This is a genomic window from Nonomuraea sediminis, assembly GCF_018531495.1.
Lineage (GTDB): Bacteria > Actinomycetota > Actinomycetes > Streptosporangiales > Streptosporangiaceae > Nonomuraea > Nonomuraea sediminis.
In genome coordinates, this window is the sequence record NZ_JAHDTI010000011.1 from 172,724 (window position 1) to 198,228 (window position 25,505).

Annotated in this window: 24 protein-coding genes; 9 read left to right on the forward strand and 15 right to left on the reverse strand. The window is 72.3% G+C overall.

Annotated features, from left to right (window positions below; genetic code table 11):
• The first annotated feature begins 1 nt into the window (after position 1).
• Positions 2-1,216, forward strand: a complete 1,215-nt coding sequence (locus tag KIK09_RS38320) for a prolipoprotein diacylglyceryl transferase family protein (RefSeq protein WP_214324375.1) — start codon at positions 2-4, stop codon at positions 1,214-1,216.
• Between the two features lie 36 nt (positions 1,217-1,252).
• Here the strand turns inward: KIK09_RS38320 and KIK09_RS59550 are convergent, their stop codons facing one another.
• The 4 genes from KIK09_RS59550 to KIK09_RS38340 all read right to left on the reverse strand — a co-directional run bounded on the left by KIK09_RS59550 (position 1,253) and on the right by KIK09_RS38340 (position 4,047).
• Entirely contained in the window at positions 1,253-2,527 is a 1,275-nt protein-coding gene (locus tag KIK09_RS59550) for a cytochrome P450 (protein ID WP_214324376.1), read from the reverse strand.
• Entirely contained in the window at positions 2,524-2,727 is a 204-nt protein-coding gene (locus KIK09_RS38330; protein WP_214324377.1) for a ferredoxin, read from the reverse strand. The genes KIK09_RS59550 and KIK09_RS38330 overlap by 4 nt, the downstream gene beginning before the upstream one ends.
• An 11-nt stretch (positions 2,728-2,738) precedes the next feature.
• The gene (locus KIK09_RS38335; protein ID WP_214324378.1) at positions 2,739-3,341 is read right to left on the reverse strand and encodes a TetR family transcriptional regulator; all 603 of its coding nucleotides are present in this window, start codon (positions 3,339-3,341) and stop codon (positions 2,739-2,741) included.
• Between the two features lie 124 nt (positions 3,342-3,465).
• Positions 3,466-4,047, reverse strand: coding sequence for a TetR-like C-terminal domain-containing protein (locus KIK09_RS38340; RefSeq protein WP_214324379.1), 582 nt, complete (start codon positions 4,045-4,047; stop codon positions 3,466-3,468).
• A 68-nt stretch (positions 4,048-4,115) separates the two neighbouring features.
• Between KIK09_RS38340 and KIK09_RS38345 the strand changes: the two genes are divergently transcribed.
• Entirely contained in the window at positions 4,116-5,444 is a 1,329-nt protein-coding gene (locus KIK09_RS38345; protein WP_214324380.1) for an alpha/beta hydrolase, read from the forward strand.
• 70 nt (positions 5,445-5,514) lie between these two features.
• Here KIK09_RS38345 and KIK09_RS38350 read toward each other — a convergent pair whose 3' ends face one another.
• A complete protein-coding gene (locus KIK09_RS38350; protein ID WP_214324381.1) occupies positions 5,515-6,519 on the reverse strand; it encodes an NADP-dependent oxidoreductase in 1,005 nt (334 codons plus the stop codon).
• Positions 6,520-6,531: 12 nt separating this feature from the next.
• Positions 6,532-7,167 (reverse strand): type 1 glutamine amidotransferase domain-containing protein, encoded by a 636-nt coding sequence (locus tag KIK09_RS38355; RefSeq protein WP_214324382.1) that lies wholly within the window; start codon positions 7,165-7,167, stop codon positions 6,532-6,534.
• A 119-nt stretch (positions 7,168-7,286) separates the two neighbouring features.
• Between KIK09_RS38355 and KIK09_RS38360 the strand changes: the two genes are divergently transcribed.
• Entirely contained in the window at positions 7,287-8,180 is an 894-nt protein-coding gene (locus KIK09_RS38360) for a LysR family transcriptional regulator (protein WP_214324383.1), read from the forward strand.
• Positions 8,181-8,189: 9 nt separating this feature from the next.
• On the opposite strand, the gene KIK09_RS38365 is transcribed toward KIK09_RS38360, so the two are convergent.
• Positions 8,190-8,762: a TetR/AcrR family transcriptional regulator gene (locus tag KIK09_RS38365; RefSeq protein ID WP_214324384.1), complete on the reverse strand. Its 573-nt coding sequence runs from the start codon at positions 8,760-8,762 to the stop codon at positions 8,190-8,192.
• Between the two features lie 114 nt (positions 8,763-8,876).
• On the opposite strand from KIK09_RS38365, the gene KIK09_RS38370 reads away from it, so the two are divergent.
• The 3 genes from KIK09_RS38370 (at position 8,877) to KIK09_RS38380 (ending at position 10,997) form a co-directional block, all read left to right on the forward strand.
• On the forward strand, positions 8,877-9,728 hold the full coding sequence (locus KIK09_RS38370) for a polysaccharide deacetylase family protein (protein ID WP_214324385.1): 852 nt from the start codon (positions 8,877-8,879) through the stop codon (positions 9,726-9,728).
• 70 nt (positions 9,729-9,798) lie between these two features.
• Positions 9,799-10,368 carry a GNAT family N-acetyltransferase gene (locus tag KIK09_RS38375; protein ID WP_214324686.1) on the forward strand — a complete coding sequence of 190 codons (570 nt, stop codon included), beginning with the start codon at positions 9,799-9,801 and terminating at the stop codon, positions 10,366-10,368.
• Positions 10,369-10,397: 29 nt separating this feature from the next.
• Positions 10,398-10,997, forward strand: coding sequence for a hypothetical protein (locus KIK09_RS38380; protein ID WP_214324386.1), 600 nt, complete (start codon positions 10,398-10,400; stop codon positions 10,995-10,997).
• On the opposite strand, the gene KIK09_RS38385 is transcribed toward KIK09_RS38380, so the two are convergent.
• From KIK09_RS38385 to KIK09_RS38405, 5 genes are all read right to left on the reverse strand, one after another.
• Positions 10,991-11,446: a S26 family signal peptidase gene (locus KIK09_RS38385; protein ID WP_214324387.1), complete on the reverse strand. Its 456-nt coding sequence runs from the start codon at positions 11,444-11,446 to the stop codon at positions 10,991-10,993. The genes KIK09_RS38380 and KIK09_RS38385 overlap by 7 nt on opposite strands.
• Positions 11,443-13,272 (reverse strand): ABC transporter ATP-binding protein, encoded by a 1,830-nt coding sequence (locus KIK09_RS38390; RefSeq protein WP_214324388.1) that lies wholly within the window; start codon positions 13,270-13,272, stop codon positions 11,443-11,445. The genes KIK09_RS38385 and KIK09_RS38390 overlap by 4 nt, the downstream gene beginning before the upstream one ends.
• On the reverse strand, positions 13,269-13,814 hold the full coding sequence (locus KIK09_RS38395) for a thioredoxin domain-containing protein (RefSeq protein ID WP_214324389.1): 546 nt from the start codon (positions 13,812-13,814) through the stop codon (positions 13,269-13,271). The genes KIK09_RS38390 and KIK09_RS38395 overlap by 4 nt, the downstream gene beginning before the upstream one ends.
• 61 nt (positions 13,815-13,875) lie before the next feature.
• Entirely contained in the window at positions 13,876-14,043 is a 168-nt protein-coding gene (locus KIK09_RS38400) for a hypothetical protein (RefSeq protein WP_214324390.1), read from the reverse strand.
• Positions 14,044-14,146: 103 nt separating this feature from the next.
• Positions 14,147-16,840, reverse strand: a complete 2,694-nt coding sequence (locus KIK09_RS38405) for an ATP-binding protein (RefSeq protein WP_214324391.1) — start codon at positions 16,838-16,840, stop codon at positions 14,147-14,149.
• A gap of 104 nt (positions 16,841-16,944) precedes the next feature.
• On the opposite strand from KIK09_RS38405, the gene KIK09_RS38410 reads away from it, so the two are divergent.
• Positions 16,945-17,469 carry a MauE/DoxX family redox-associated membrane protein gene (locus KIK09_RS38410; RefSeq protein WP_214324392.1) on the forward strand — a complete coding sequence of 175 codons (525 nt, stop codon included), beginning with the start codon at positions 16,945-16,947 and terminating at the stop codon, positions 17,467-17,469.
• 109 nt (positions 17,470-17,578) lie between these two features.
• Positions 17,579-20,014 carry a caspase, EACC1-associated type gene (locus KIK09_RS38415; protein ID WP_214324393.1) on the forward strand — a complete coding sequence of 812 codons (2,436 nt, stop codon included), beginning with the start codon at positions 17,579-17,581 and terminating at the stop codon, positions 20,012-20,014.
• Here KIK09_RS38415 and KIK09_RS38420 read toward each other — a convergent pair.
• The gene (locus KIK09_RS38420) at positions 19,989-20,663 is read right to left on the reverse strand and encodes a response regulator (RefSeq protein WP_214324394.1); all 675 of its coding nucleotides are present in this window, start codon (positions 20,661-20,663) and stop codon (positions 19,989-19,991) included. The two genes, KIK09_RS38415 and KIK09_RS38420, sit on opposite strands and share 26 nt — an antisense overlap.
• Positions 20,660-21,889 carry a sensor histidine kinase gene (locus KIK09_RS38425; protein ID WP_214324395.1) on the reverse strand — a complete coding sequence of 410 codons (1,230 nt, stop codon included), beginning with the start codon at positions 21,887-21,889 and terminating at the stop codon, positions 20,660-20,662. The genes KIK09_RS38420 and KIK09_RS38425 overlap by 4 nt, the downstream gene beginning before the upstream one ends.
• A gap of 162 nt (positions 21,890-22,051) precedes the next feature.
• Between KIK09_RS38425 and KIK09_RS38430 the strand changes: the two genes are divergently transcribed.
• Positions 22,052-23,218, forward strand: coding sequence for an alpha/beta hydrolase (locus KIK09_RS38430; RefSeq protein WP_214324396.1), 1,167 nt, complete (start codon positions 22,052-22,054; stop codon positions 23,216-23,218).
• Here KIK09_RS38430 and KIK09_RS38435 read toward each other — a convergent pair.
• On the reverse strand, positions 23,199-25,499 hold the full coding sequence (locus KIK09_RS38435; protein ID WP_214324397.1) for a penicillin acylase family protein: 2,301 nt from the start codon (positions 25,497-25,499) through the stop codon (positions 23,199-23,201). The two genes, KIK09_RS38430 and KIK09_RS38435, sit on opposite strands and share 20 nt — an antisense overlap.
• Positions 25,500-25,505 lie beyond the last annotated feature (6 nt).

Here is a 25,505-nt window from a genome sequence, read left to right on the forward strand (position 1 = left end):
TGTGGCAAAGAAGAAGGCGCGCGGGCGCCAGCAGAAGCCGACCCAGGGCGCCCTCGCCGGGGCGCTCCACCTTCCCCCGAACGCGGTGCCGTTGCCGCGCAAGGAGCTCGTGCTCCCTCCCGCCCCCGTGGAACGACCGCCCGATGCGGAGTTCGAGCAGCAGCTGCAGGAGGTCGTCGCCATCACGCACTGGTTCGAACCGGTCGAATCGGGGCGGGTCACGCTGCGGCTGTCGGGGCGGCGGCTCGGGCTGACCGGCAGGGAACAGCCGACGGACCGCTTCTCGCGCGAGGAGACCGTCGAGGTCGTCGGCGGGAGCGGTCCCGTGGCCGTCACCTCCAAGGTCGACCGCGTCACCTCGGGGGAGTGGGAGGTGAGCGCCCACCTGGTCGGGCAGCGGACTCCGGTGCACAGGGCGGGCTGGTCGTGGGCGCGCTGGCGGGTCCTCCCCGCACCGCAGGGCCCGGTCAGGACCCGCCTTGCCCCGCTGTACCGGCCGCCGGGGCTGCTGCCCGGCAGCTGGCTGATCTGCGTCCTGCTCGGCGCGGTCCTCGCGCTGGTCCTGCAGTCGGTGCTGATCACCAGGCTCGGCGTGCGCGTGGACGGCCCGCTGTCGGTCTCGCTGCTGTCCATCCTGGCCGGCGTGATCGGAGGCAAGGCCTGGTACCTGATCCTGCGCAGGAAGGAGGGCCCGCGCGACGGCTGGATCATCCGGCGGATCGCCGAAGGCTGGGCCGTCCAGGGGTTCGTGCTCGGGGTGATCGTGGCGGCTCCCGCGCTGCTGCTCCTGCGCGGGTCCGACGTGGGCGGCTACTTCGACACCACCGCGCCCGCCCTGCTGTACGGCATGGCTGTCGGCAGGCTGGGGTGCTTCCTCACCGGCTGCTGCGTGGGGCGGCCGACGTGCTCGCGGTTCGGGGTGTGGTCCTCCGACCGGCGGATCGGGGTGCGCAGGGTGCCCGCCCAGCTGCTCGAGTCGGCGCTGGCGCTGCTGTCGGGGCTCGCCGTACTGGCCGCCCTGTTGAGCGTGGGGCCGATGAACGGGGCGTTGTTCGTGGCCGCGCTGACGCTCTACACGCTCAACCGGCAGGCGCTGCTGCACCTGCGCGCGGAGCGGCGTCGTTCGCGCTTCGGCAGTCTCACCGTCGCGCTGGCCGCCGGGGTGACGCTCGTGCTTGACGCGCTCTACGTGCTCCTCGACACCCTCGCCCGATGAAGACAGCCGCTCACCCGTGAAGGTGAGCGGCTGTGATCAGCCGATGTGCAGCGGCAGGCTCCGGGGGCCGCGGACCTGGCTGGCCGCCCAGGTCACCTCGGAGGGGTCGGCCAGGGTGAAGGCCGGGATGCGCTCGAGCCACGCCTCCAGGGCCACCCGCAGCTCCATGCGGGCCAGGTGGGAGCCGACGCACCGGTGGATGCCCAGGCCGAAGGCCACGTGCCGGTTGACCTCGCGGTCGATGACGACCTCGTCAGCGCGCTCGAACTGCTCAGGGTCGCGGTTGGCTGCGGGGAAGGGGACCAGGACCCAGTCGTCGGCCTTCATGTCCACGCCGTGCCAGTGCATGTCCTCCCGCACCAGCCGCGCCATCGTGACCGGGGCGTAGGCGCGCAGGAACTCCTCCATCGCCGTCGGCAGCAGCTCCGGCTCGGCGACCAGCCGCTCGCGGTCGGCGGGCGTCTTGGCCAGGTGCCACAGCGAGGCGCCGATCGCGCTCCATGTGGTGTCGATGCCGGCGATCAGCAGCAGGTTCATCGTGCCCATGATGTGCACGGGATCCAGCTTCTGCCCGTACAGCTCGGCGTTGATCAGGTAGCTGGTCAGGTCGTCGCGGGGGTTGTCGATGTGGTCGCGGACCTGGGCGAGCAGGTAGTCCGACATCTTGGTGAAGCGCTCGATGCGCTCCTCCTGCGGCGCGTTGATGCTCTCCAGCGCGCCCTCGACGAACTCGCGGAACTTCGGCCAGTCCTCCTGCGGGAACCCGAGCATGTCGGAGATGACCCGCATCGGGATCAGCTGCGCGTACTCGCGGGCCGCGTCCACCAGGTCCCGGCCCTCGAAGGCGTCGATCAGCTCGTGGCACAGCGCCCTGGTCGACGGCTCGTACCTGGCGACCTGGGTCTTGGTGAAGGCCGGCAGCAGCAGCTTGCGGGCGTCGTGGTGGAAGGGCGGGTCGGAGGAGATCGGGGGAGCGCCGCCGATCGGCGCCAGTTCGTGCGGAGGCCGGACGTTGCCCACGATGATCGCCCGGGAGGTGAAGCGGTCGGTGTCGTAGGCGATCGCCGTCACGTCCTCGTACCGGGTCGGGAACCACATGCCGCCGAACCGCTCGGTGTGCGCGATGGGACAGCGTCCCCGCAGGTCGTCCTGTATGGGGTAGGGGTCGGCCGCGTAGTCGGGGTCGACATGGGAGAAGTCGGTCGCCCAGTCGGCGACCGGATCGGTGTTGATCTCGTTGCGGTAGCCGGTGAGCATGCGGTTCGCGCGCTCATCCTCGAAGCTCTGGCCGAAACGCTCGTCCACCGTCATCGCGCCACTCCATCCAGGTCGATCGCGCGTTCGGGACAGTTGGCCATCGCCCGGCGCGCGGCCGGTTCGTTGCCCTGCGACACGGACCCGTCGCCCAGAACCTGGCCGTAGCCCTCGTCGTCCTCGGCGAACAGGCCGGGGGACAGGTCGTAGCAGCGGCCGTGCCCGTGGCACCGTTCGGAATCGATGTGTACCTTCACTGCCTGCTTCCTTACTGTTTCGTCGCCTCCGTTGGGGCAAGCGCGGACAGGACGCGGGCGATCAGGGCCGTCCACCCCTCGTCGCCGACCGGGTGCAGGTCCTGGGTCACCAGTGAGCTGCCCATGGCCAGCAGGAGGCAGAAGTGCGCGATCGCGTCGGGCGCCAGCGTCCGGTCGATCTCGTCCCCGGCCTGGGCGGTGCGCACCAGCGAGGTCAGCCATTCGGCCTTCTCGCCGAAGTGTCCGCGCACGCGCCGGGCGACCTCCTCATCGCGCGTGGCCGCCACCAGGGCCTCCACGACGAGCCGGCCGTGGTCGTCGTCGCCGTGCGGCAGGCACCGCCCGACGATGAACAGCACGTCCATGATCGACCGGCTCGGATCGGCGGCCAGCAGGTCGGCGAGGACCGGCCTGCCGTGCGCCTCCAACGCGGCCGCTAGCAACTCGGCCTTGGAGGAGAAGTGCGCGTACAGCGCGCCGTTGCTCACACCCGCGGCGGCCGCGATGTCGGCCACCCGGGTGCCCTCATAGCCTCGCTCCGCGAAGACCTCGGCGGCCGCCTGTAGCAGCCGCTCGCGGGTCTCGGCAGCGGAGACGCCCGCAATGCGTCCCATACTCGAATTAAACGACCATTCATTTGAATTGGTCAAGACCCTCTTCGGGGCAGCTGGACTGTCTGAGGCGCTTGCACATGTCAGTACGGCAAGCGGCCTTGGCAGCATGCCATCGGAGATGTCGCTAGGCGTGTACGGTCCAGCCGCGGAGCGTGGCGGGGATCGTCGAGCGGAACGTGGTCTCGGCCGTGGCGGTGTCGAGGGCCCCGGCCAGCTCAAGCGTCACCAGCCCGTGCAGGGTCACCCAGAGTGAGAGCGCGATGGAGGTCGCGTCGCCCGAGAGCGCGGAAGCCGACAGAGCGCGATCTATCGCCTCGATGAGCGGCCTGACGGGATCTGCGGCACCCACGTCGCCGGACGGGTCGAAGCTCTGCACGCCGCCGAACAACACCGTGTAGAGGTGGCAGTGCTCACGTCCCCACCGCCGGTACGCGACCGCGAGCGCGTAGAGGTCGGCGAGGGGATCATCGGAGGACGCCACCGACGACAGCTCCTGGGACAGCCCGGCGACCGCTCTGTCGCGCACTTCGGCGATCAGCCCGTCCTTGCCGTCGAACAGCGAGTAGACCGCGGCGGTCGCGGTCCCGGCGGCGGCGGCCAGGGCGCGGACGGTGATCGACTCCCGTGGACGGGTCGCGAACATCTCGGTCGCGGACTCGATGAGGCGGTCCTTCACGGTGTCGTCGTTGGTTCTCGGCCTTCCCACGACGACCAGCCTAGCCGAGCTGGTAGCGTTTCCAAACGTCGTTTTGAAACAGCGTTTGGAAACTGTCGATGCCTTTCACCGCTCCCCTCCGCCTCATCGGCCGCCTGATCCTCGCCGTGCTCGCCGTCGTGGGGCTGACTGGGCTGTTCCTCGCCTTGATCGTCCTGACGGACGGCGCCCGCTCGGGGATCGCCGCCTGGCTGACCACCTTCGGAGTCGGAATCATCGCCGCACTGTGGCGAGGCCGCGGCCGTACCTGGCCGGGCCGCCTGTGGCCCTCCGCGCCGGTGATCGTCGCCGCCGTGCTCACGGCGTCGGTCTGCGTCCCCACTGCCCCCACGACCCGGCAGTATCCGCCCGACCTGCCATTCGTCGCGACGAGACACTGGAGCCTGAGCACGGGAAGCCGGGTCGCCGTCTACCACTATCCCCCCGCCGACGGCACCCCCCGGCACCCCACACCGCTCGTGTACCTCCACGGCGGACCCGTCCGCTCCATCTCCGTGCTCGACCACCGATTCCTGCGGCTCCTGGCCGGACAGGGCTACGACGTGTACGCCTACGAGCAGCCCGGCGGCGGACGCAGCGACCTGCTGCCCATGGAGCAGTACACGATCTCCCGGTCCGTACGCGACCTCGCCGCCTTCATCGATCGCCTGAACAAGGGCCCGGTCGACGTCCTCGGATTCTCCTCGGGCGCGGTCGTGCTCACCCGGGCCCTGGCCACCCCGGACGTCGCCCTCCACGTGCACCGGGCGATCATCGCCGAGCCCGGCCCCATGGACGGCCCCACCGCGCTGATCAGTGGGCAGCAGGGACGACCCTCCGCGCGTGGCCTCGCACCGGCCCCGACCGGACCGCGGGCGACCCGCTTCCCCCGGTACGCCGTCGCGCTCGGCCTCATCCAACTCGGGCTCCTCCCGCCCGACACCGGCCTGATCACGCAGGCCGAAGGTGTCAACGCGTTCAAGGCCGCCGATCTCGGCAGCGACACCGCCTCCGCCTACTGCGCGCGGGACGCGGGCCGCATCCCTGCCGAGAACACCGCGGAGAACTTCTCCTTCAGCACCGCCGCGAGCCTCCGCATCATGCAGACGATCAAGGACTCACCCTCCATCGCCTCCGAGCTGAATCGCTCCCGCACCCCCGCGATGCTGATGATCGCCGAGTGCTCGTCACAGGTACGCCAATGGGAGACCGCCATCCTTGCTGCCGACCCCGCCATCGAGCGGACCCAATACATGCCCGGTGTCGGGCACCACATGTGGAACGGACTCGACGACAACAACCAGCGCGCCGCCGCCGTCATCACGGCCTTCCTCCAGGGCGAGACGTCGCCCCTGCGGAACTACCCGACCCGCACCGACATCTCCGCTTTCCTGCGCGACCACAGGTGAGGTCCGCAGCGGGCCGCCCCGTCCCTCACACACCTCGGGGCCTGGTGCGAACAGGCGGTGATCAACGACGCTAGACCTGGACGAGCATCTTTCCGGTGTTGGCGCCGCGCATCATCGACAGGAAGGCGTCCACGGCGTGCTCGATGCCCTTGACCACGGTCTCCTCGGCGTGCAGCCCGCCGTCCCGCAGCCATCGGGAGGCCTGCTGGATGTACTCGGGAGCCAGGTGGACGTGGTCGCCGACGATGAAGCCGCGCAGGGTCAGGCGCTTGCCGATGGCCAGCGGCAGGTTGTCCGGCCCCGGCGGCGGCGAGGTGGTGTTGTAGCCGGAGATGGCGCCGCACAGGGCGATCCGGCCGAACCGCTTCATCTGGCCGATCGCGGCCTGCAGGTGATCGCCGCCGACGTTGTCGAAGTACACGTCGACTCCGTCGGGAGCGGCCGCGGCCAGCTGGCCGGGCAGGTCGCCCTGGCGGTAGTCGATGGCGGCGTCGTAGCCGAAGTCGTCGAGCAGCCGCCGCACCTTCTCCGGGCCGCCGGCGGAGCCGATGACCCTGCTGGCGCCCAGGTGCCTGGCGATCTGGCCGGCGATGGAGCCGACCGCGCCGCCCGCGCCGGAGACGAAGACCACGTCGCCGTCCTCGACCGGGGCGACCTCCACCAGGCCGGCGTAGGCGGTCAGCCCGGTGCCGCCGAGCACGCCGAGGAAGGCCTCGGCGGGCGCGAGGCCGGTGTCGACGGGCTGGACGGCGTCCGCGTCGACCAGGGCGTACTCGCGCCATCCCTGGAAGTGCTGGACGGTCGTGCCGACGGGCACCTCGGACGCCTCGGAGGCGACGACCTCGCCCACGGCCCCGCCGGTCATCGCCTCGCCGAGGACGAACGGCGGCACGTACGAGGGGACGTCGTTCATCCGGCCCCGCATGTAGGGGTCGACGGACAGCCACGTGTTGCGGACGAGCACCTGCCCTGGGCCCGGATCGGGCACCTGGACCTGGGCCAGTTCGAAGTCGGCGGGCGTCGGCTCGCCGACGGGACGCGCGATCAGGCGCCACTCACGGCTGGAGACGGGCATGGCAGTCCTCCTTCAGTCGAGCATCTCGAGCAGCTCGGCGGCCAGCGGTCCTGAGGAGGCCGGGTTCTGGCCGGTGACCAGGTTGCGGTCGACCACCACGTGCGGCGCCCACGGCTCTCCCTCCTGGAAGTCCGCGCCGAGGTCCTCCAGGCGGTCCTGCAGCAGCCACTTGGCCCGGTCCGCCAGGCCGCCGATGCGTTCCTCGGCGTTGGTGAAGCCGGTCAGCTCGTAGCCGGCGACGGTGCCCTGGGGCGTGGCCAGCAGCGCGGCCGGGCCGTGGCACACCACGCCGAGCGGCTTGCCGGAGGCGAGCGTGTCGGCGATGAGCCTGCCCGAATCGGCGTTGACGGCCAGGTCCTCCATCGGGCCGTGGCCGCCGGGATAGAAGACGGCGTCGTAGTCGGCCGGTCGTACGTCCTCGAGCCGGATCGGTGTGATCTCGGGCAGGTGGATCTCGGGCGTGAGGCTGGCCTGGTCGGGCACCGGCTGGACGCCGCCTGGCGTGGCGACGACGACCTCATGGCCGTCCTTGGTGAACGCTTCGTAGGGCGTGGCGAACTCCTCGGCCCAGAAGCCGGTCGGATGCTTGGTGCCGTCCTTGAGCGTCCAGTGGTCGGCGCCGGTCACCACAAAAAGGATCTTCGACATGTGTTTCCCCCCAGATCAGGATGTCACCGTCAACGTAGGAAGCCCTCACCCCGGGCGTCCAATAGGCGGGCCGTTACCTGACATAGGTATTTCTATGGGTCGATCGATACCCTTGCGGTGTGGCCGATAAGAATGCCAATGGCTCGCTGGACCTGCTGCGGACGTTCCTCGCGGTGCACCGGACCGGTTCGTTCACCGCGGCCGCCCAGCTCGTGCGGCTGTCGCAGCCGACGGTGACCACCCAGATCCGGGCCCTCGAAGAGCAGCTCGGCCGGCAGCTGTTCGAACGGCTGCCGCGCGGCGTCGCCCCCACGGCCGTGGCGGACGCCCTGGCGGCCGAGGTGGCCGGCCCGCTCGACGCGCTGGACGGCGTACTGGGCCGCGACGCCGGCGTGCCCGCGCCGCAGCCGCCCGTCCACCTCGCCGGCCCCGCGGACGCGCTCGCGACGCTGGTCATGCCGGCGCTGGCCCCGCTGACGGCGCAGGGCGTACGGCTGCGCGTCAGCGTCGGGCTGGCCGAGGAACTGCTCGAGGGCCTGCGCGCCGGGCGGTTCGACCTGGTGCTGTCGTCGATCCGGCCCCGCGGCAGGGCCCTGCTCGCCGAGCCCGTCATGGACGAGGAGTTCGTGCTGGTGGCCGCTCCCTCGTGGGCCGCGCTCGGCGGCGACCAGGCGGTGCTGCGCGCGGCGCCGCTGGTCAGCTTCGCCGAGGACCTGCCGATCCTGCGCCGCTACTGGCGCCATGTCTTCGGTGTCCGGCTGACGGAGCCGCCCGCCGTGGTCATCCCCGACCTGCGCGGGGTCATGGCCGCGGTGGTGGCGGGCGTGGGCATCACCGTCCTGCCGCGCTACCTGTGCGCGGCCGAGCTGGCCTCGGGTGCCCTGGTGGCGCTGCTCGAGCCCGACGACCCGCCGATCAACACCGCCTTCGTGGTCCAGCGGGCGGGCACCCGCCCCCTGCCGCACGTCACGCTGGTCAGAGACCGCCTCGTCGAACTCGCCAAGGCCTGGTGAGCGCACGCGTCAGGGCTTTCCGAGCAGTGTCGTCGTCAGGGCGTGGGCCGTGGCGTGGACGGCGTCGAGGTCCACGGCTTCGGGTGCGACCCGCCACTGGGCGTGTACGCCGATGACGGCTCCCACCAGCAGGACCGCGACCGACTCCGGCGTGGTCCCCGGGGGGAGCGCCGCCTCCGAGATCGAGGCCCGTACCCCCAGGCGGAGCGTGGCGTGCAGCCGCGCGTAGTGCTCGCGGATCGGGGAGTCCACCTCCGCGGCCTCGGCGAGCAGCGTGATGAACAGGCGCGTGGCGGGCAGGCGGATGAAGGCCAGCGCCTGGTCCAGCGACCCGTCGAGGCCCTTCTCCCCGGACAGCGTGAAGCCGGCCATGACCGCCTGGAGTTGGTCGTCGACGACCGCTTCGAGCAGGCCCAGCTTGTTGCCGAAATGCCAGGGGATGGAGCCGCGGCTGATGCCCGCCTTGTCGGCGATCTCGGCGAAGCTCGTCTGCCGGTATCCCCGCTCGGCGAAGAGCTCGGCGGCGGCCTGCATCAGGAGCCTGCGGCTCTCCCGCGTCATCTCGGTACGTCGCGTGGCCATGCCGCCCATCTAACCAGGCGTGCCGTCCGACAGACCAATGGCTAGTAAACATAGCCTATGTTGATCAACATACGCCTCTTTACAGGTATGCCGCTCGTGGGTTAAAGACGCCCCATGAGACAGCTGATCATCAACGCCGACGACTACGGCATGTGCCGCGCTGCCAACACCGGCATCACGTCCCTGCTCGAAGCGGGCGCCATCAGCTCGGCCACCGTGATGACCCCGTGCCCGTGGGCGCCCGACGCGATCGCCACCGCCAGCCGCGGCGGCTACGACGTGGGCGTGCACCTGACGCTGACGAGCGAGTGGGAAGGCTACCGATGGAGCCCGCTGACCACGGGCACGACGCTGCGCGACGCGGCCGGCTACTTCCACGCCGACAGCAAGAGCGTCGAGGAGCAGGCCGACCCCGAGGACGTGCGCGTCGAGCTGATCGCGCAGCTCGACCGGGCGATCGCGCTCGGCCTGGACCCCTCGCACGCCGACAACCACATGGGCAGCCTGTACGGCCTGGCCACCGGCCGCGACTTCCTCACCGAGGCGCTCGGGGTCTGCGCCGCCTACGGCCTGCCGTTCCGGCTGCCGCGCACGCTGGACGGCATGGGGCTGCCGCCCGAGCTCGAACCCTTCGCGGAGGCGGCCGCCGCCAGGGCGGACGCGGCCGGCGTGGTGATCCTCGACCGGCTCTGGACCCTGTCCTTCCACCAGAAGGAGGGGGAGACGTACGAAAGCTTCAAGGCCGAGATGATCGAGCTGATCCGTGCTCTGCGTCCAGGCGTGACCGAGATCTACATCCACCCGTTCGAGGACACCGACGAGCTGCGGCACATCATGCCGCACCACGCCAAGCGCGCCATGGAGCTGCGCGTCTTCACCGACCCCGAGGTACGGCGGGCATTGGCGGAGGAGGAGATCACCCTGATCGGCTGGCGTGACCTGCGCGACCGGCAAAGGGCGCGGTGACCCGGTATCTGCAGATCTTCGGCGTACGGCAGGATGGGGCGTTGATTGAGGTTCGTGATGAAGGGGCATGATGTTCGCGATTTCGCTGGGTGACGACGGTGCCGAGCTGCGGCCGCTCGAGCCGTGGCACGCCGAGGAGTTCCTGGCCAACATGGACCGGGGACGGGAGTTCATCGGCCAGTACATCAGCCTGCCGGACGTCGTCACCGACCTGGAGTCGAGCCGCGCCTACCTGCGGTCGTACGCGGACAAGGCGGCCACCGACACGGGCCGGATCTGCGGCATCTGGACCGGCGGCAAGCTGGTCGGCGGCGTCCTGTTCAGGACGATGGACATCCAGCGCGGCAGCGCCGAGGCCGGCTGCTGGCTCGAACCGTCGGCCGCGGGCAAGGGCCTGGTGACCAGGGCGGCGCGCGTGATCATCGACTGGGCGATCGAGGAGCGCGGCATCCACCGCGTGGAATGGGTGGCCGCGGCGGCCAACGAGCCGAGCATCGCGGTCGCCCGCCGCCTCGGCATGACCAGGGACGGCGTGCTCAGGGAGAGCTACTTCTACCGGGGTAAGCGCCACGACATGGAGGTCTGGTCGGTCCTCGCCCCCGAATGGCGCGCCAAGAAGCAGGCCGCGGACTCGAAGTGAGCGGCCGTCCCGGCGCGTAGGCTCGGGTCGTGGACGAGTTTCGCATGAAGAATGCGTTCTCTCTCGCGACGGTGGCCGGGTCTCTCGTGCCCCTCGTGCTGTCGATGCCCTTATGCGCGATCCTTGTTCTGGTCGGCCACCCGCATGTCGGATTGATCGTGTCCGCGCTGGGAGCCACCGCCACGGCGGTCGTCGCGGGAGCACGGCTGAACAGGCGACGGCGGATCGCCCGGACCACGACCGCGCGGTTCTCCATCCAGGGCGTGGAGATGAAGGACGGCTACGGGGGCCGCGTCCAGCTCGCCTGGCGGCACATCGAACGCATCGGCGTGGTGGAGACCCGGGTGCCCAGCCCCCGCACCGTCACCAGGGGAGACCGGATCTCCGTGCGCACCGGGGCCAGGCAGTGCGTCGGCCTGGTCGGCTTGGGCTACTACGAGATCCCGCCCGGTGCCCCGCACTGGCTGTGGACCCACCTGACCCGGGTGCCCGTCGACCCTGAGACGGGGCTGCACGAGATCGGCATCCCGCTCGGCGTCGTCGATCCGCTGTGGGAAGGCGGTCCGATGGGCGACTGGGTGCGCAGGCACAGGCCCGATCTCTTCGACCAGGCGGCCCTGCCTCACTGACCAGGCACGCGGCGCTGTTCGACCTTCCGCAGGACCACGCCGAACAGGCGGTCCGCCGTGAGATAACCGGCGTGGCGGGAGTCGTGGGAGCGGTCTGGATTGTCACCCAGGACGACCAGCCGACCGGCCGGGACCCGCGTCCCAGGGGCACTCCGCAGGGCGGGCACCGTCTCGCGGGGGATCGGGTCGCCGGGGACGGCGGCGACGCGCTTGATGATCCAGCGGGGCCCCGGCACGGGCAGCTCTCCCGGCCGGGTGAATCCGCTGAGCACGACGACCTGACCGGTGTGCAGGGAATCGGGTGGCGTGCGCCGGACGAGCACGCGCTCGCCCGGCCGGTAGGTGGGCAGCATGCTCTCCCCGTCCACGGTCACCACCAGGTAGCGCCGGCGCAGCCACCCGACGACGAGCACAGCCGTAAGGGCGAGCGCGATCAGGGCGCCGATCACCGCGAGGCTGCTGTCGGCTCGGTGGTGTCGCGGTAGCCGGTGGCCTGCCGGGTGAACAGCTGGGCGTAGGTGCCGCCCTCGGCCAGCAGCGCGGCGTGTGTGCCCGCCTCGGCGACGACGCCGTCGGCCAGCACCACGATCCGGTCGGCGTCGCGGACCGCGCCGAGCCGGTGGGAGATGACCACGCTGGTGCGCCCGGACCGTAGCCGGGCGAGCTGGGCGTGTACCTCGTACTCGGCTTCGGGGTCGAGGCCGGCGCTGGGCTCGTCGAGGATCATCAGATCCCGGTCGCGGCGCAGGAACGCCCTGGCCAGCGCCAGCCGCTGCCATTGCCCGCCGGACAGCAGCACCCCGGACTCGCCTTCCTCCTCGGGGTCGAAGCCGCGGCTGAGCATGGTGCGATAGCCGTACGGCAGGGCGGCGACGGCCTCGTGCACGCCGGCCTCCCGCGCCGCCCGCTCCAGGCGCGCCGGGTCGTCGGCGGCGGGCAGGTCGCCGACCGCGATGTTGTCGGCCGCGGTCAGCTCGTAGGCCACGAAGTCCTGGAAGACGGCGCCGAGGCGGGCGCGCAGCGTCTCGGGCGGCACCTGGCGGATGTCGACGCCGTCCCACACGATCGCGCCGCGGGTCGGGTCGTAGAAGCGGCACAGCAGCTTGACCAGCGTGCTCTTGCCGGCGCCGTTACGCCCGACCAGCGCGACGGTCTGCCCGTGCGCGATGAACAGGTCCACGCCGCGCAGGATCCACGGATGGTCGTCGCCGTAGCGGAACCAGACGTCGCGCAGCTCGATGCCGCGCCGCAGCGGCGGCAGCGCCCGAGGGTGGTCCGGCGCGGGCAGGTCGGGCTCGTCGTCGACGATGGTGAGGTGGTGGTGGAAGGTCAGCAGGTGCTCATAGGCCATCACCCCGGCCGACACCGTGCCGGTCAGCGCGGCCTGGACACCGGCGATGGCGGCCACGAACATCGCCACGTCGCCGACGCTGAGCCGGCCCTGCCCGGCGGCCGCGATCGCCCAGACCAGGCCGCCGCCGGCCACGATGGCCGAGGAGCCGGCCAGGCTTGCCTGGATGAGCAGTTCGCGCCGGTCCAGCCGGCGGCGGGCGGTGTTGGCGGTGCGCAGTTCGGCCAGCATCCGCAGCCGCAGGAACGCGCCGAGGTCGAACAGGCGGATCTCCTTGGCGGCGTCGGCGGTGGACATCAGGTTGGCGTAGAACATCTCGCGCCGTTCGGCCGGGCCGATCCGCCACAGCATCGCGGCCCGCTGCCGCGACAGCCGCAGTTCGATCAGCAGTGCGGGCAGCGCCGACAGCACGACCAGGGCGGTGAACGCGGCGTTGACCAGGGCTAGGGAGGCGACGAACCCGGCGACGGTCACGATGCTGCGGGCCGCTGACAGCGCGGTGTCGACCAGTCTGCCGGGGTTGCTCGCGCTCTGCTGGGCCAGGCGCAGCCGGTCCAGGAAGGCCGGGCTTTCGAAGCGGGAAAGGCCGGTGAAGCGGGAGAGTGCGGCGAACAGTTCGTCCTTGCCGCGTAGCGCCGCGCGGCGGTCCACCTCGGCGCGCAGGTACTGCCCGGCATGCGAGGCGGCCGCGGCCGCCGTGGTCACCACCGCGATCGTCACCGCCAGCGCCAGCAGTGCGCCGGTCTGGCGCTGGGCTATCCCGTCCAGGACGGCTCTGGTCAGCCAGGCCACGGCGATCGGGGTGGCGGCGCCCACCAGGGTGACGGCCAGGTAGCCGAGCACGTGGAGCGGCGCCGACCGCCACACCAGCGCGGCGGCACGGACCGCGCATCGCGCCAGCCCTTCCGGTCGGCGCTCGTTCACGCCGGCGCCCCGGCCGCCAGCCGGGAGATCTCGGGTGCCATCGCGAGCAGTTTGCCGCCCGCGGCCACCTGGAAGAAGGTGGGGAATGTCTGCACGCCGAACGCCTTGCCGACGGGCTCGCCCGCCTCGCCTGCGATCACCTGCGCGACCGGCGCCAGCGTCGCGACCAGCTCCGCGGTGTCCGCCGACTGGCTGTCGACCACCACGAACACCCGCGGCCGGTCCTGGTCGGCTGCCCAGGCGGTGAACGCGGGAAGCTGCTCACGGCACCCCCGGCAATCGGGCGACAAGAACGCGACCACCGCCTGGTCGGGCAGCTGGTCGCGGGTCACCCGGGTCCCGTCCACGGTCGCGGCGTCGAACTCGCCGACGACCTCGCCAACGGCGGGACCGGCAGGAGCGCCCATCGTGCCGACGATCTCGTAGAGGGCGTCCACCAGCTTCGTGTGCTCTTTTAGCCGCCGGACCACGCCCAGGGTCAGCACCAGGTCGAGCAGGCACAGGACGCCGACGAGGACCACGATGGCGATCAAGTAGGCCACAACACACCTCCGGGGAGAAAGGTGACCGCTGCCCGGGCCCGGGCAGCGGTCAGGAACGCGATCAGCAGCGCCAGTACTTCTGGCAGGAGCCGCACGAGACGTGGCCGTTGGGGTAGTAGCAGCAGTACTTCGCGTAGCCATAGCCGCAGCACTGCCAGTCGCAGTCGGTCGCCCTGGCCACGGTGTGCGGCGCGATCAGCTCGAGGAGCCGGTCGGCCATTCTGGTCACGACGCGCATCGAACCTTTCCTTTCGGTCGTCCCGGCGGGCCCGCGCCCGCCCGGTGCACGTCGCAGCCTGCGGCAGAGGTGTGATCGGTTTCTCAATGATTTCTTAACGGGCCGCGGCGACGCGTTCGCGGACCTCGTCCGCCCGCGCGTCGCCCACGGCTTCGTAGTACTCCACCGCCTGCTTCCACGCCTGGCGCGCGGCGGCGACGTCACCGGCGCGCAGGTGCGTCTCGCCCAGGCGGACCAGCGTCTCCGCGGCCGCGTGCAGGTCGTCGCAGCCGTGCAGCAGCTCCGCCGCCCGCTCGAAGCACGCCACCGCGCCCGCGAGGTCGCCCTTGAGTTCGAGCACGTGCGCCACGCTGTCCCAGGCGTGGCCCTCGCCCTGGGCGTATCCGAGGTCGGCCAGGATCTGCTGGGCCCGGCGGCAGTCGGACAGCGCCGCGTCGTAGTCGCCGAGCTGGGCGCGCAGCCAGCCGGCGTTGTTCAACGCCCGCGCCTCACCGACCGCGTCGCCGGCCTGGCGGAACAGCTCAAGCGCGCGCAGCGCGTGCACCAGCGCCTCACCCGGTGGCGACAGCGTCACGGTCAGCCCGAGGTGGACGTGCGCCTCCAGCATCGGCTCGCCGAGGTCCCCGTGCAGCTCGATCGCGTGCCGGAAGTGCTCGACCGCCTCGCGGTCGCGGCCGAGCCTGGCGTGGGCGCGGGCGACGCTGTTGTGGCAGCGGGCGCGAGCCAGCCGGTCGCCGAGCCGTGCCGCCGCCTCCAGCGCCACCTCGTGGACGCGCACGATCTCCTCCCAGCGGCCGCGGCGCTGCATGAACTCCGCGAACGCCCACGCCAGCTGCCAGGCGTGCCGGTCGAAACCGGCCGCGGTCGCCTCGGCCAGCAACGCGGGGAGCGCCGGTGACTCGTCGGCGTACCAGCGCAGGGCCTGCTCCTGCCCGGCGAAGCGCTCGACCGCAGTGCCGCGGGCCGGCGGCTCCAGGTCCAGGTTGTCGCGGTGCGGGTAGCAGATGGCGTTCGCGGCGCAGGCCGAGTGCAGGTAGTAGTCCAGCAGCCGGCGCGTCGCGGCCCGCCGTACCGGCCTGCTGTCGGCGGCGCGGGCCTGCTCCGCGGCGTACACGCGCAGCAAGTCGTGCAGGTGCAGGCGGCCGGGCGGGCGCAGCTCGACCAGGTTGGCGCGGGCGAGGTGCGCGGACAGCTCCCGCGCGCGGTCGAGCGGCGCGGCGGCCAGGCTCGCCGCGGCCGGCAGGGGCACGTGCGGGCCCGGGTGCAGGCCGAGGCGGCGGAACAGCAGGGCCGCGGGCGCGGGCAGGTCACGGTAGGACCGCCCGAACACCCCGCGCAGGTCGATCGCGGGGTCGCCACCGGCGAACGGCCCCAGATCCGCCCCGGCCCGCTCCAGGTCGGCGGCGACCTCGGCCAGCGGCAGGCGGGCGTGCTGCGCCAGTTGCGCCGCCACGATCGCCAGCGCGAGCGGCAGCCGACCGCACCGCCCGATGATCCGCGCGGTGGCCTGCGGTTCCGCCGCGGGACGCGACTCGCCGAGCCACGCCGTCAGCAGGCGGCGGGCGTCGTCGTCGGGCAGCACGTCGAGCCGCACCAGGTGCGCGCCCGCCGTGACCGCCAGCCCCGACAGTTCGGAACGGCTGGTGACCAGCGTCAGGCAGCCCGGCGCGGCGGCCAGCAGCGGGCGGACCTGGGCGGCGTCGCGGGCGTCGTCGAGCATCACGAGGACTCGGCGGCAGGCCAGCACGCTGCGGTAGAGCCCGATCTGCGCGTCCACGCCCTCCGGCACCTGGGCCTCGGGGACCCCGAGCGCGCCGAGGAAGCGGGGCAGGACCACCGACGCGTCGACCGAGCCGAGCTCGGCGTGCAGCTGCCCGTCGGGGAAGCGATCGCGGTGCAGGTGAGCCCAGTGCAGCGCCAGCGACGACTTGCCCACCCCGGGCGGCCCGGAGATCGCGCAGACCGCGCCGGTCGCCGTCCCGATCGCGGCCAGCCTGTCGAGCTCAGGGGTTCGCCCGACGAAGTGCCGCAGACCCAGCGGCAGCTGGGCGGGAACCAGGCGTAAGGCCTCGGTCGCGTCGCCGGAGCGCAGCAGCGTCCGATGGACGCGCTGCAACGAGGTGCCCGGCTCGACGCCCAGCTCCTCGGCCAGCGTCCCGCGCACGCGGGCGAAGTGCGCCAGCGCCTCGGCGGTCCGCCCCCACGCGTGCAGCGCCTCGATCAGCGCGGCGGCCACCAGCTCGTCCAGCGGGTACTCCTCGGCCAGCGGCGACAGCGCCGCCACCGCCGCCGCGGCGTCGCGGCCGGTCACCGTACGGGCCCAGCGCAGCAGCGTCTCCTTGCGCTCGTCGCGCAGGCGCTGCCGGGCCCGCTCGGCCCACTCGCCCGGCAGCCCCGTCAGCGGATCGCCCCGCCACAGCGCCAGCGCCTCCGTCAGCGGCGGCGCGGGATCCTGTACGGCCGGCGCCTGCTCGGCCAGGCGACGGAACAGCAGCACGTCCACGGCGGACTCGTCCACGTCGAGCAGGTAGCCACCGACGCGCCCCACGACGGCGCCGTCGTCCGCCAGCACGTCACGGCGGATCCGCGTGATGACCGTGTACAGGGTGCGCCGTGCGCCCTGCGGAACCTGCTCACCCCAGACGCGGGCCAGCAGCGACTCGACCGGCACGACCCGGCCGACGTCCCAGGCCAGCGCGGCGAGGGCAAGCGCGACCTGCGGCGGCCGCACGGGGTGGGCCTGGCCCGAGCGCTCCACCTCCACCGGGCCGAGCAACCGGATCAGCACGACGGTCCACCACCTTTGCTCTGTGGACCCGTCGAGCGTAACGAGATCACGCGGGCAATTCGGGGATCTTGCCGGATTCGTCGGGGTGTGGGTAGATAGCGGCCGTGCCGTACGTCGACATGGCGAGCCGACTGCTCCTGCTGACGGTCTTCGCCCTCGCCCTGGCGGGCAAGATCTCCGGCCGCAAGGCCTGGGGCGCCTTCGTCCAGTCGATCCACGCGATGTCCGTGGTGGCCCCCTCCCGGGCCGCGGCGGCCGCGGTCGCGACCGCCGTCGCCGAGGCCTCCATCGTCGTGCTCGCCGCGGTCCCCGTCCGCTGGGCCGGAACCGCGGCGTTCGCCCTCGCCGCCGGGCTGCTGGCCTGCCTCACCCTCGCCGTCGTCAGGGTCATCCGGCGGGGCGCCGCCGTCCCCTGCCGCTGCTTCGGCCCCTCGGAGACCCCTCTCGGCGCCCAGCACGTGACCCGCAACCTCGTCCTCATCGCGGTCGCCCTCGCCGGCCTGGCCGCCTCCTTCGCCGGCGGCCCCCTCGACCCGCCGCTCGCCGCGGTCGTCGCCGTCTTCGGCGCCGCCCTCGGCCTGCTCATGTCCCGCTGGGACGACCTGGTCTCCCTCCTGCGCACCACCTGATCGTCGTATGGCACCAGGACGCACCGGTGCTTAGAATGCGGTCGACTCCATCCAGGTCTGTCTTGAGGCGGTCACGGTGAGTGAGACAGTTCCGTTACACCTGCGAGTGATGGACGACTCCGCCGACGCGCAGGAGCTGGACGAGGTCACGGCCCGGCTGCGCGATGAGTTGCTGCAGCTCGATGTGCTGGTGACACCGTCCGACGCGGGCCACGGGCCCGAGGGTTCGAGGGCCGTCCTTTCGTTCACCGTCGGCGGGCTGGTGATCGCGCTCGCCGGCACCGAGTTGCTGGCGGCCATCGTGGAGGCCGTCACCGCCTGGCTCACCCGCAACAGGAGCCGGGCGGTCAAGCTCGAGATCGAGGGGGACGTGCTCGAGCTGACCGGCGTCGACGCCGGTGAGCAGCGCCGCCTGACCGAGGTGTGGCTGCGGCGGCGGCAGAGCACGCCGACGCCGCCGGCGGGCAGGCGGACCGCGCTGATCGTGGCCGGCGACCAGTACCAGGATCCCGGGCTCAGACGGCTGCGCGCGCCCGCGCTCGATGCCGAGGCCCTGGCCAGGGTGCTCGGCGACCCGGCCATCGGTGGCTTCGCCGTACGGACGATGGTCAACGAGCCCACCCCCGTCGTCAACGAGGCGGTGGAGGAGTTCTTCGCCGACCGCGATCCCGACGACCTGCTCCTGCTGCACTTCTCCGGGCACGGGGTCAAGGACGACAGCGGCGAGCTGTACTTCGCCACCCCCACCACCAAGCTCAACCGGCTCGGCGCGACGGCCGTGTCGGCCGAGTTCGTCAACCGGCGGATGAGCCGTAGCCGGAGCCGCCGGATCGTGTTGCTGCTCGACTGCTGCTACGCGGGCGCCTTCGCCCGCGGCGCGCTCCCCAGGGCCGGAGTGGACGTCCACGTCGAGGAGCAGTTCGGCGGGCGCGGCCGCGTCGTGATCACCGCGTCCAACGCCATGGAGTACGCCTTCGACGGGCCCGACCTGGCCGACAGCCGGGAGTCATCCCCCTCGGTGTTCACCAGCGCCCTGGTGGAGGGGCTCGGGACGGGGGAGGCCGACCGCGACCAGGACGGCTACGTGGGCATTCACGAGCTGTACGACTACGTCTACGAAAGGGTGCGGGCCACCACGCCCCACCAGACGCCGGGCAAATGGACGTACGACGTGCAGGGCGACCTGGTCATCGCGCGCCGGAGCAGACCCGTGGACCGGCCCGCGCCGCTGCCCCCTGAGCTGCAGGAGGCGATCGACCACCCGCTACCCAAGATCAGGTCAGGGGCGGTCGGGGAACTCGACCGGTTGCGGCGCAGCAGGCATGCCGGGCTGGCGCTGGCGGCGCGGCTCGCCCTGGAGGAGCTGACCCGCGACGACAGCCGCAGCGTGTCGGCCGCGGCCGCCAAGGCACTTGAGCGGCCCACCCAGCCGCCGTCCTCAGGGACCCCATCGGCTCCGCCCGCACCTGCTGCCCCCGTCGTGCCCGAAGTAGCCGCCCATGCCGTGACGACAGGCGGCGAGCAGGCGGACACCGCTGCCGACGCGCCCATCACCACCGGCTCGAGCCCGGAGCCCGTTCAGGCGGCGGAACGCTCGGGTGCGAGCCCGGCCGCGGAGCCCACGGCGGCGAGCACGCCCAAGGTCCCGGCGGCAGTGCCTGGGCAAGGCAAGCGAACCCTGCGGGCGTTGGCGGTGCTCTCAGGGCTGCTGTTGCTGATCGGCCCCATCGAGATATCCGGCATGGGGTTGCCGGTCGCGGGCGACTCCGCGGTCTGGATGTGGTCCCTGTTCGCGGCCTCGCTGGCGGTCGGGCTGTTGCGGGAAGGCGCCTGGCGTGCGGCGAGCCTCGGGGCGTCGGCCGGCCTGGCAGCGGTCCACCTGGGGGTGTTCGCCACCTATTTCCGCGACGGGGGAGTCCTGCGGAGCTTCGAGCTGAACCTGCCGATCGGGAACCTGGCGATCACGGTCGTGGCCTGCGCGCTGATCCTGGCGGTCGTGCTCGTGGAGACGGCCCTGGCCCAACAGGGGCGTCGCTGGAAAGCGATCGGGCTGGCCGGCGCGTTACTCGCGCTCCTGGCGATCTTCGTCGATCTCCAGAACCATCACGACCTGATCGACGACCCCGGCGAGAAGCCCGGCTGGCTGTGGGTGTTCGTGACCGCCGCGCTGTTCCTCGCGCTGTTCCTGACGCGTACGATCCAACGCCTGCGGGCGGGTGAGACACGGCTGCCGCTCGCGCTCGGCGCTGCCGCCACGCTGCTCGTCGTCGTGGACATCTTGGGCGTCTACCTGACGCAGACCGGTTCAGACTACCAGCAGATCCCCGCCTACGTTCCCGCTCTGCTCGTGCTGCTTCTGATGGCCGCGCAAACACCCGGCGCCCCATGGGTACGGCTGGCCGCAGCCCAGTTCACCGTCATCGCGGGACTGCTGCACAACCTGGCCATGGTCCCGAGAGGCCCGCTCTTCGTGGCGGTGCTCCTCGTCGCGGCGGGCGTCGCCGTGCGCACGAGCCAGGTCAGCGCGGCGGAGTACCGGGTCTGACCAGGCCTGACTCGTAGGCGAAGACGGCGGCCTGCGTGCGGTCGCGCAGGTGCAGCTTGTGCAGGATCCGGCCGACGTGCGTCTTGACGGTCTCCTCGGCCACGACCAGTGTCGCGGCGATCTCGGCGTTGGACAGGCCCTGGGCGACCAGGGCGAGCACCTCGGTCTCCCGGCCGGTGAGCGCGTCGATGCTCACGCCGGTCGGCGGCCTGGCGGTGGTGCCGAGCCGGGCGAACTCGGTGATGAGCCGCTTGGTGATGTCCGGTGACAGGAGCGCCTGGCCGCGGGCGACCACGCGGACGGCCTCGGCGAGCTGCTCGGCGGAGGCGTCCTTGAGCAGGAAGCCGCTGGCTCCCGCCCGGAGCGCCTCGTAGACGTATTCGTCGAGGTCGAAGGTGGTCAGCACGAGGATCTTGGTGTCCGAATCAGGGCGTCCGGCGATGCGCCGGGTGGCCTCGATGCCGTTGAGCACCGGCATCCGGATGTCCATCACGATCACGTCGGGCGCGAGCTCCTCGACGCGGGACACGGCGTCGGCGCCGTCCACGGCGGTGGCCACGACCTCGATGCCGGGCTGCGCGCCGAGCAGGACCGAGAAGGCTTCCCGGATCATGGCCTGGTCGTCGGCGACTATCACGCGGATCGTCATGGGCTGGTGTCCTCTTCCGTGGCCGGTGCGGGCAGCACCGCGCTGATCTCGTAGCCGCCGTCGGGGGTACGGCCGGCGGCCAGCTCACCGCCCAGCATGGCGGCGCGTTCCCGCATGCCGGTGACGCCGTGCCCGGAGCCGGGCGACGGCCGGGCGGTCCGTGCCGCAGGCCCGTTGGCCACGCGCAGCCGCAGCGCGGCTCCACGGTAGGCGATGCCGACCTCGGCCGCGGCCCCGGGCGCGTGGCGCAGCACGTTGCTCAGCGCCTCCTGGACGATCCGGTACGCCGACAGCTCCACCCCGGGAGACAGCGGCCTGGGCGTGCCGTCGACGCGGGCGGTGACCGTCAGCCCGGCGGCGCGCACGTTCGCCAGCAGCGCGTCGAGCTGGGCCAGCGATGGCTGCGGCGCCGTGGCCGGGCCGTCGCCGGAGGCGTCCGAACGCAGCACGCCCAGCAGATGCCGGAGCTCGTTCAGCCCCTGCACGGCCCCGGCCCGGATCGCGGCGAACTCGGCGACCAGCTCCGCGGGCGGGTCCTGGACGCGGTAGGGCGCGGCCTCGGCCTTGATGGAGATGACCGACATGTGGTGGGCGACCACGTCGTGCAGCTCGCGGGCGATGCGCGTACGTTCCTCCAGGACGGTACGGCGGGCCCGCTCCTGCGCCGTGGCCGCGATCTGCGCGGTGAGGCGGGCCCGGTCCTCGCGACGGCCCCGGCCTACCGCGCCGAGGAGCAGCGCCACGGCGAAGGACGCGACGGCGCCGAGGACGAGCTGCCAGGACCCGACGGGGCAGCCCGCCAGCTTCAGCGCCACGGCGACGAGCGCGCTCACGCCCGCGGCCACGGCTGCCGAGGCCGGCCGTACCCGCAGCGTGAGCAGGAAGATCACACTGGCGTGCACGAGCCATGCCCACAGCTGGTTGTCGGGCGTCGGCGGATGGCTGGCGGCGATGCCCACGACGAATCCCAGCGAGAGCCACCACGCCAGGGCGGGCCGGCGCAGCGCCACCACGATGGCGGCCGCGTGCGCGGCGGCCAGGACCCTGGCGTCGTCGTCGTCCCCGGTGGCCGACAGGGCCGCGGCGCCGAGTACGACCAGGACGTGCGGAAGCCACCGAAGGGCGCGGGGCCAGGCCATCGGGGGCATCGGGTTCGGCCGCACGGTGAGCAGGTCTGCCCGCAGGCTCCGCGGGAACGGCTCGGACACGTGGTCATTGTCGGACATGGCGGCTCCCCCTCGTTCACCACGAAGGTAGGGGGCCGCGGCGTCGGCAGGCGTCCCCCGGGGGAGCTACGCCGGAAGTTGGCTCTGCCCGGGGACGCGTGACACCGGGTGGCGGCGCGAAGGTCGAGGCGTTCGCGTCCCTTCCAGCTCACAGGAGAACCCATGCACTGGGTCAAGAGAACCGCGCTCGTCATCGTGGCCCTGCTCGCGTCCGCGCTGGCCTTCCTGACCGCGGCGATCATGCTGGGCGCTTACCTGCCGGCGATCCCGAAGGTGGGGGTGATCGGCCCGGTGCTCGGCGGCCAGTTCCCCGTGCACCTGGCGCTCCTCGCGCTGGCCGGACTCGCCCTGTCGGTGCCGGTCCTGCGCGGCGGCCTGGTTCGCTGGGGCCGGGCACTGGCCGCGATCACGGCGCTGTCGGCCGTGGCCGCGCTGGTCATCTGCGGCGTCCAGGTCGCCGCCGCGCGCGAGGCCGGGGCGAGCCTGACCCTCGGCGAGGTCTTCAGCGAGCTCGCCTATCCGGACACCGTGCCGGACACCACACAGACCTACGCGATCCACGGCGGCGAGACGTTGAAGGCGGACGTGTACCTGCCCAGGAACCCGGCAGGGAAGGCGCCCGCCGTCGTGCTCGCGCACGCCGGCGGCTTCCACACCTTCGACAAGAGCGACCTGCGGGGGACGGGCCGCTGGCTGGCCGACCACGGCGTCGCCGTCTTCGCCGTCGACTACCGCCTGGCCACCCCCGAACGGCACACCTGGGACAAGGCGCCACAGGACCTGGTCTCCGCGCTGCGCTGGGTGCGGGACCACGCCGGAGCGTACGGCCTGGACGCCTCGCGGATCTCCCTGGGAGGCATGTCCGCCGGCGGCACGCTCGCCATGAACACCGCCTACCGCCTGAAGAACGGCACCCTGCGAGCCGCCGACGGACCCACCCCTGAGCCCCCGGCGTCCGTGGTCGGCTTCTACCCCGGCACCGACGTCGTCCAGATGTGGCAGGCCGACCTGGACCGCAGCCGCGAAGCCGCGGAGATGTTCACCGGCGGGACGCCGCGGCGCTTCCCCGAGCGCTACCGCGAGGTGTCCGTCAGCACGCAGGTCGGGCCCGGCCTGCAACCGACGCTGCTCGTCGTGGGTGACCGCGACCGCGGCGTCCGCCCCTCGACGATCAGGGCTCTCGCCGGCGCGCTGCGCGCCCGCGGCGTCGACACCACGCTCGAGGTCCTGCCGTTCGCGGAACACGCCTTCGACGACGCCTACGGCAGCATCACCTCGCAGACCAGCCGCCAGATCCTGCTCGACTTCCTCACCCGTGCACCTCGGTGACGCTCACGTGGGGGTCGGCGGCGATCTCGGCGGGCGTGAACCGTTCGGTGACCCACTGGCCGCGGGAGAACAGCGACGTCTGGTCGGTGTGGTGCGGCGAGGCGGGGTTGGCGGACAGCGAATAGGTGAGGACGGTGCGCGTCCGGGGACCCGCGGGGGTGAGCTCGACGGCCATCATGAAGCTGGAACCCGTGTCCACCTCCGGATAGCGCCCGTCGGCGCCGAGCGGCCCGCGCATGCGCACCCTGTCGAAGCAGCCCTCCCCCTCGGTGCAGCCGGGAATCGGGATCGACTGGTAGCGTTGCGCCTGGCCAGGGGTGAGGGTCGGCGGGATCCGGTTGGTCTGGAAGCGGAGCACGGCATCGGCAAGGGCCTGCCGTACGACCGGATCGTCGTGCTTGAGCCCCCGAGGGGTGGTCAGCGGGTGCGCGGGGTCGAACGGCACGCGCCAAGGGCTGAAGACGGGATCTCCCGGCCTCGTGGGACGCTCCAGCCCGGTGAAGAACTCGCGCCAGAGGATGGCGCCCTGGCCGTCCAGGGTGGCGCGCCCGTCCCAGCTCCCCAGCGTCCGGCAGGCCTCGCGCACGTCCACCTGCTTGCCGTCGGACGTGGTCAGCTCATCGGTACGGCACAGCTTCAGCAGGTCGCGGCGCATCAGCTCGAAGGTGAGGTTGCGCTTGGCCCGCACGGTGGCCTGCAGCGTCTCCAGCGTGAAACCGGGATCGCCGAGCCCGTCGGTGCCTGACAGCCGCCTGGCGATCATGTCCAGGCTGACGCGGGGTCGCGGCTCCAGCTCGGTGCGCGGCTTGCCCCACACGCGCGGGTAGCCGGTCAGCGGCGCCGACGGGTTCGTCATCCAGGCGGTGTTGTTGGAGTTGGCCACGTAGTCGGCGCGGGTCAGCCTCGGCTGGGCCGCAGGACCGAAGACCCCGGGCACGACGGCGTCACGATCCCTGCCCCACAGGCACGCCGAGGTCGACCCGTCCAGGACGTACTCCTCCAGTCCCGGGAGCGGGGAGGGCTCGGCGCAGCGCTCCGCCTGGTCGTCGGTCACGTGCGGGACCATCGAGGTGTCGGCGAAGTAGGCGGTCCCGCCGGCGTCGGTGGCCAGCGTGTGCACGAACGGCATGCCCTGATGGGCGGCCTGCGCCGCGCGCAGCTCGGTGAGGTTCCGCGCCCTGGCGATCGCCAGCCACTCGTCGGCCGCGCGCAGGTTGGCCGCGTTGGCGTCGGCCAGCGCGTAGGCGACCTCACCGGTGTGCCCCGCCGCGAGCACCGGCCCGTAGCGCGAGGTGAACAGCGTGTGCCCGGCGACGGTGCCGTCCTGCAGGGTGACCTGCACCTCCTGACGGCCCATCGGCTCCGCGTGGCCGTCCACCAGATAGCTGGTACGGTCACCCGCCACGAGCTGGAGCCGGTAGAGGCTGAAACGCTGGGCGTGGGACACGGTATGGGTCCAGGCCACGTCCGCGTTGTGGCCGATCTGGACGACCGGCGTGCCGTACAGGCTGGCGCCGGAGACGTCGAGCACGCCGGGAATGGTGAGCTGCACCTGGTAGAAGCGGCGGATCCCGTTCCACGGGAAGTGCGGGTCGGCCAGCAGCATGCCGTGGCCGTCGCGGCCGGCCTGGCGGCCGAGCGCCCAGGCGTTGCTGCCCGCGGACGGCTTGCGCTGCGGCCCCTCGGGGGCGGCTTCGCCGACGATCTGCTCCTTGAACTGGGAGCTGCTGACCATGCGGTCGAGGTCGAGCAGGTTGTTCCAGACGTCGGTGGCGGTGATCGGGCCGACCCACGCCTTGCCCCGGCAGGTGGGATCAGGCAGGTTCGTCGCCCCGGTCTCCTCCAGGTAGCGGTTGTACCCGGCGGCGTAGCCGTCGACGAGGCGGCGCAGTTCGTCGCTCGGGCCCAGCGGCGGCGGCTGGGCCAGCAGCCGCCGCACGACGCCCGAGTCGTCGACGCTCTTGTAGTAGACGTCGCTGACCAGGTTCGCCACCGGGCGGACCGGGTCGTCGGACCGCGCCTGCGGGCCGAAGTACCTGGAACGCTCGCCTCGCAGCGTCACCACCCACGAGGCCAGCACGCACAGGTTGTCCTGCGCGAAGGCGTACCCGTAGCCGAATCCGAGCCCGCCGTAGTCCTTGGCCGACACGTGCGGCAGGCCGTACTCGGTGCGGCGGATCTGGGCGGAGTAGCGGCCGTCGTCCGCCAGGGCAGGCCCGCCGGTGCGCACGCCCACGACGACGGCGGCCACCAGGGTCAGCACGATCACGATCAGCTTCATCGCCAC

Bases quoted from the DNA above. Each gene is read 5' to 3' on its own strand.
- KIK09_RS59550 (WP_214324376.1), bottom strand. From the start codon at position 2,527: ATGACGGTGGACGAGCGTTTCGGCCAGAGCTTCGAGGATGAGCGCGCG.
- KIK09_RS38335 (WP_214324378.1), bottom strand. From the start codon at position 3,341: ATGGGACGCATTGCGGGCGTCTCCGCTGCCGAGACCCGCGAGCGGCTG.
- KIK09_RS38345 (WP_214324380.1), top strand. From the start codon at position 4,116: ATGCCTTTCACCGCTCCCCTCCGCCTCATCGGCCGCCTGATCCTCGCC.
- KIK09_RS38350 (WP_214324381.1), bottom strand. From the start codon at position 6,519: ATGCCCGTCTCCAGCCGTGAGTGGCGCCTGATCGCGCGTCCCGTCGGC.
- KIK09_RS38355 (WP_214324382.1), bottom strand. From the start codon at position 7,167: ATGTCGAAGATCCTTTTTGTGGTGACCGGCGCCGACCACTGGACGCTC.
- KIK09_RS38365 (WP_214324384.1), bottom strand. From the start codon at position 8,762: ATGGCCACGCGACGTACCGAGATGACGCGGGAGAGCCGCAGGCTCCTG.
- KIK09_RS38370 (WP_214324385.1), top strand. From the start codon at position 8,877: ATGAGACAGCTGATCATCAACGCCGACGACTACGGCATGTGCCGCGCT.
- KIK09_RS38375 (WP_214324686.1), top strand. From the start codon at position 9,799: ATGTTCGCGATTTCGCTGGGTGACGACGGTGCCGAGCTGCGGCCGCTC.
- KIK09_RS38415 (WP_214324393.1), top strand. From the start codon at position 17,579: ATGGACGACTCCGCCGACGCGCAGGAGCTGGACGAGGTCACGGCCCGG.
- KIK09_RS38420 (WP_214324394.1), bottom strand. From the start codon at position 20,663: ATGACGATCCGCGTGATAGTCGCCGACGACCAGGCCATGATCCGGGAA.
- KIK09_RS38425 (WP_214324395.1), bottom strand. From the start codon at position 21,889: ATGTCCGACAATGACCACGTGTCCGAGCCGTTCCCGCGGAGCCTGCGG.
- KIK09_RS38430 (WP_214324396.1), top strand. From the start codon at position 22,052: ATGCACTGGGTCAAGAGAACCGCGCTCGTCATCGTGGCCCTGCTCGCG.
- KIK09_RS38435 (WP_214324397.1), bottom strand. From the start codon at position 25,499: ATGAAGCTGATCGTGATCGTGCTGACCCTGGTGGCCGCCGTCGTCGTG.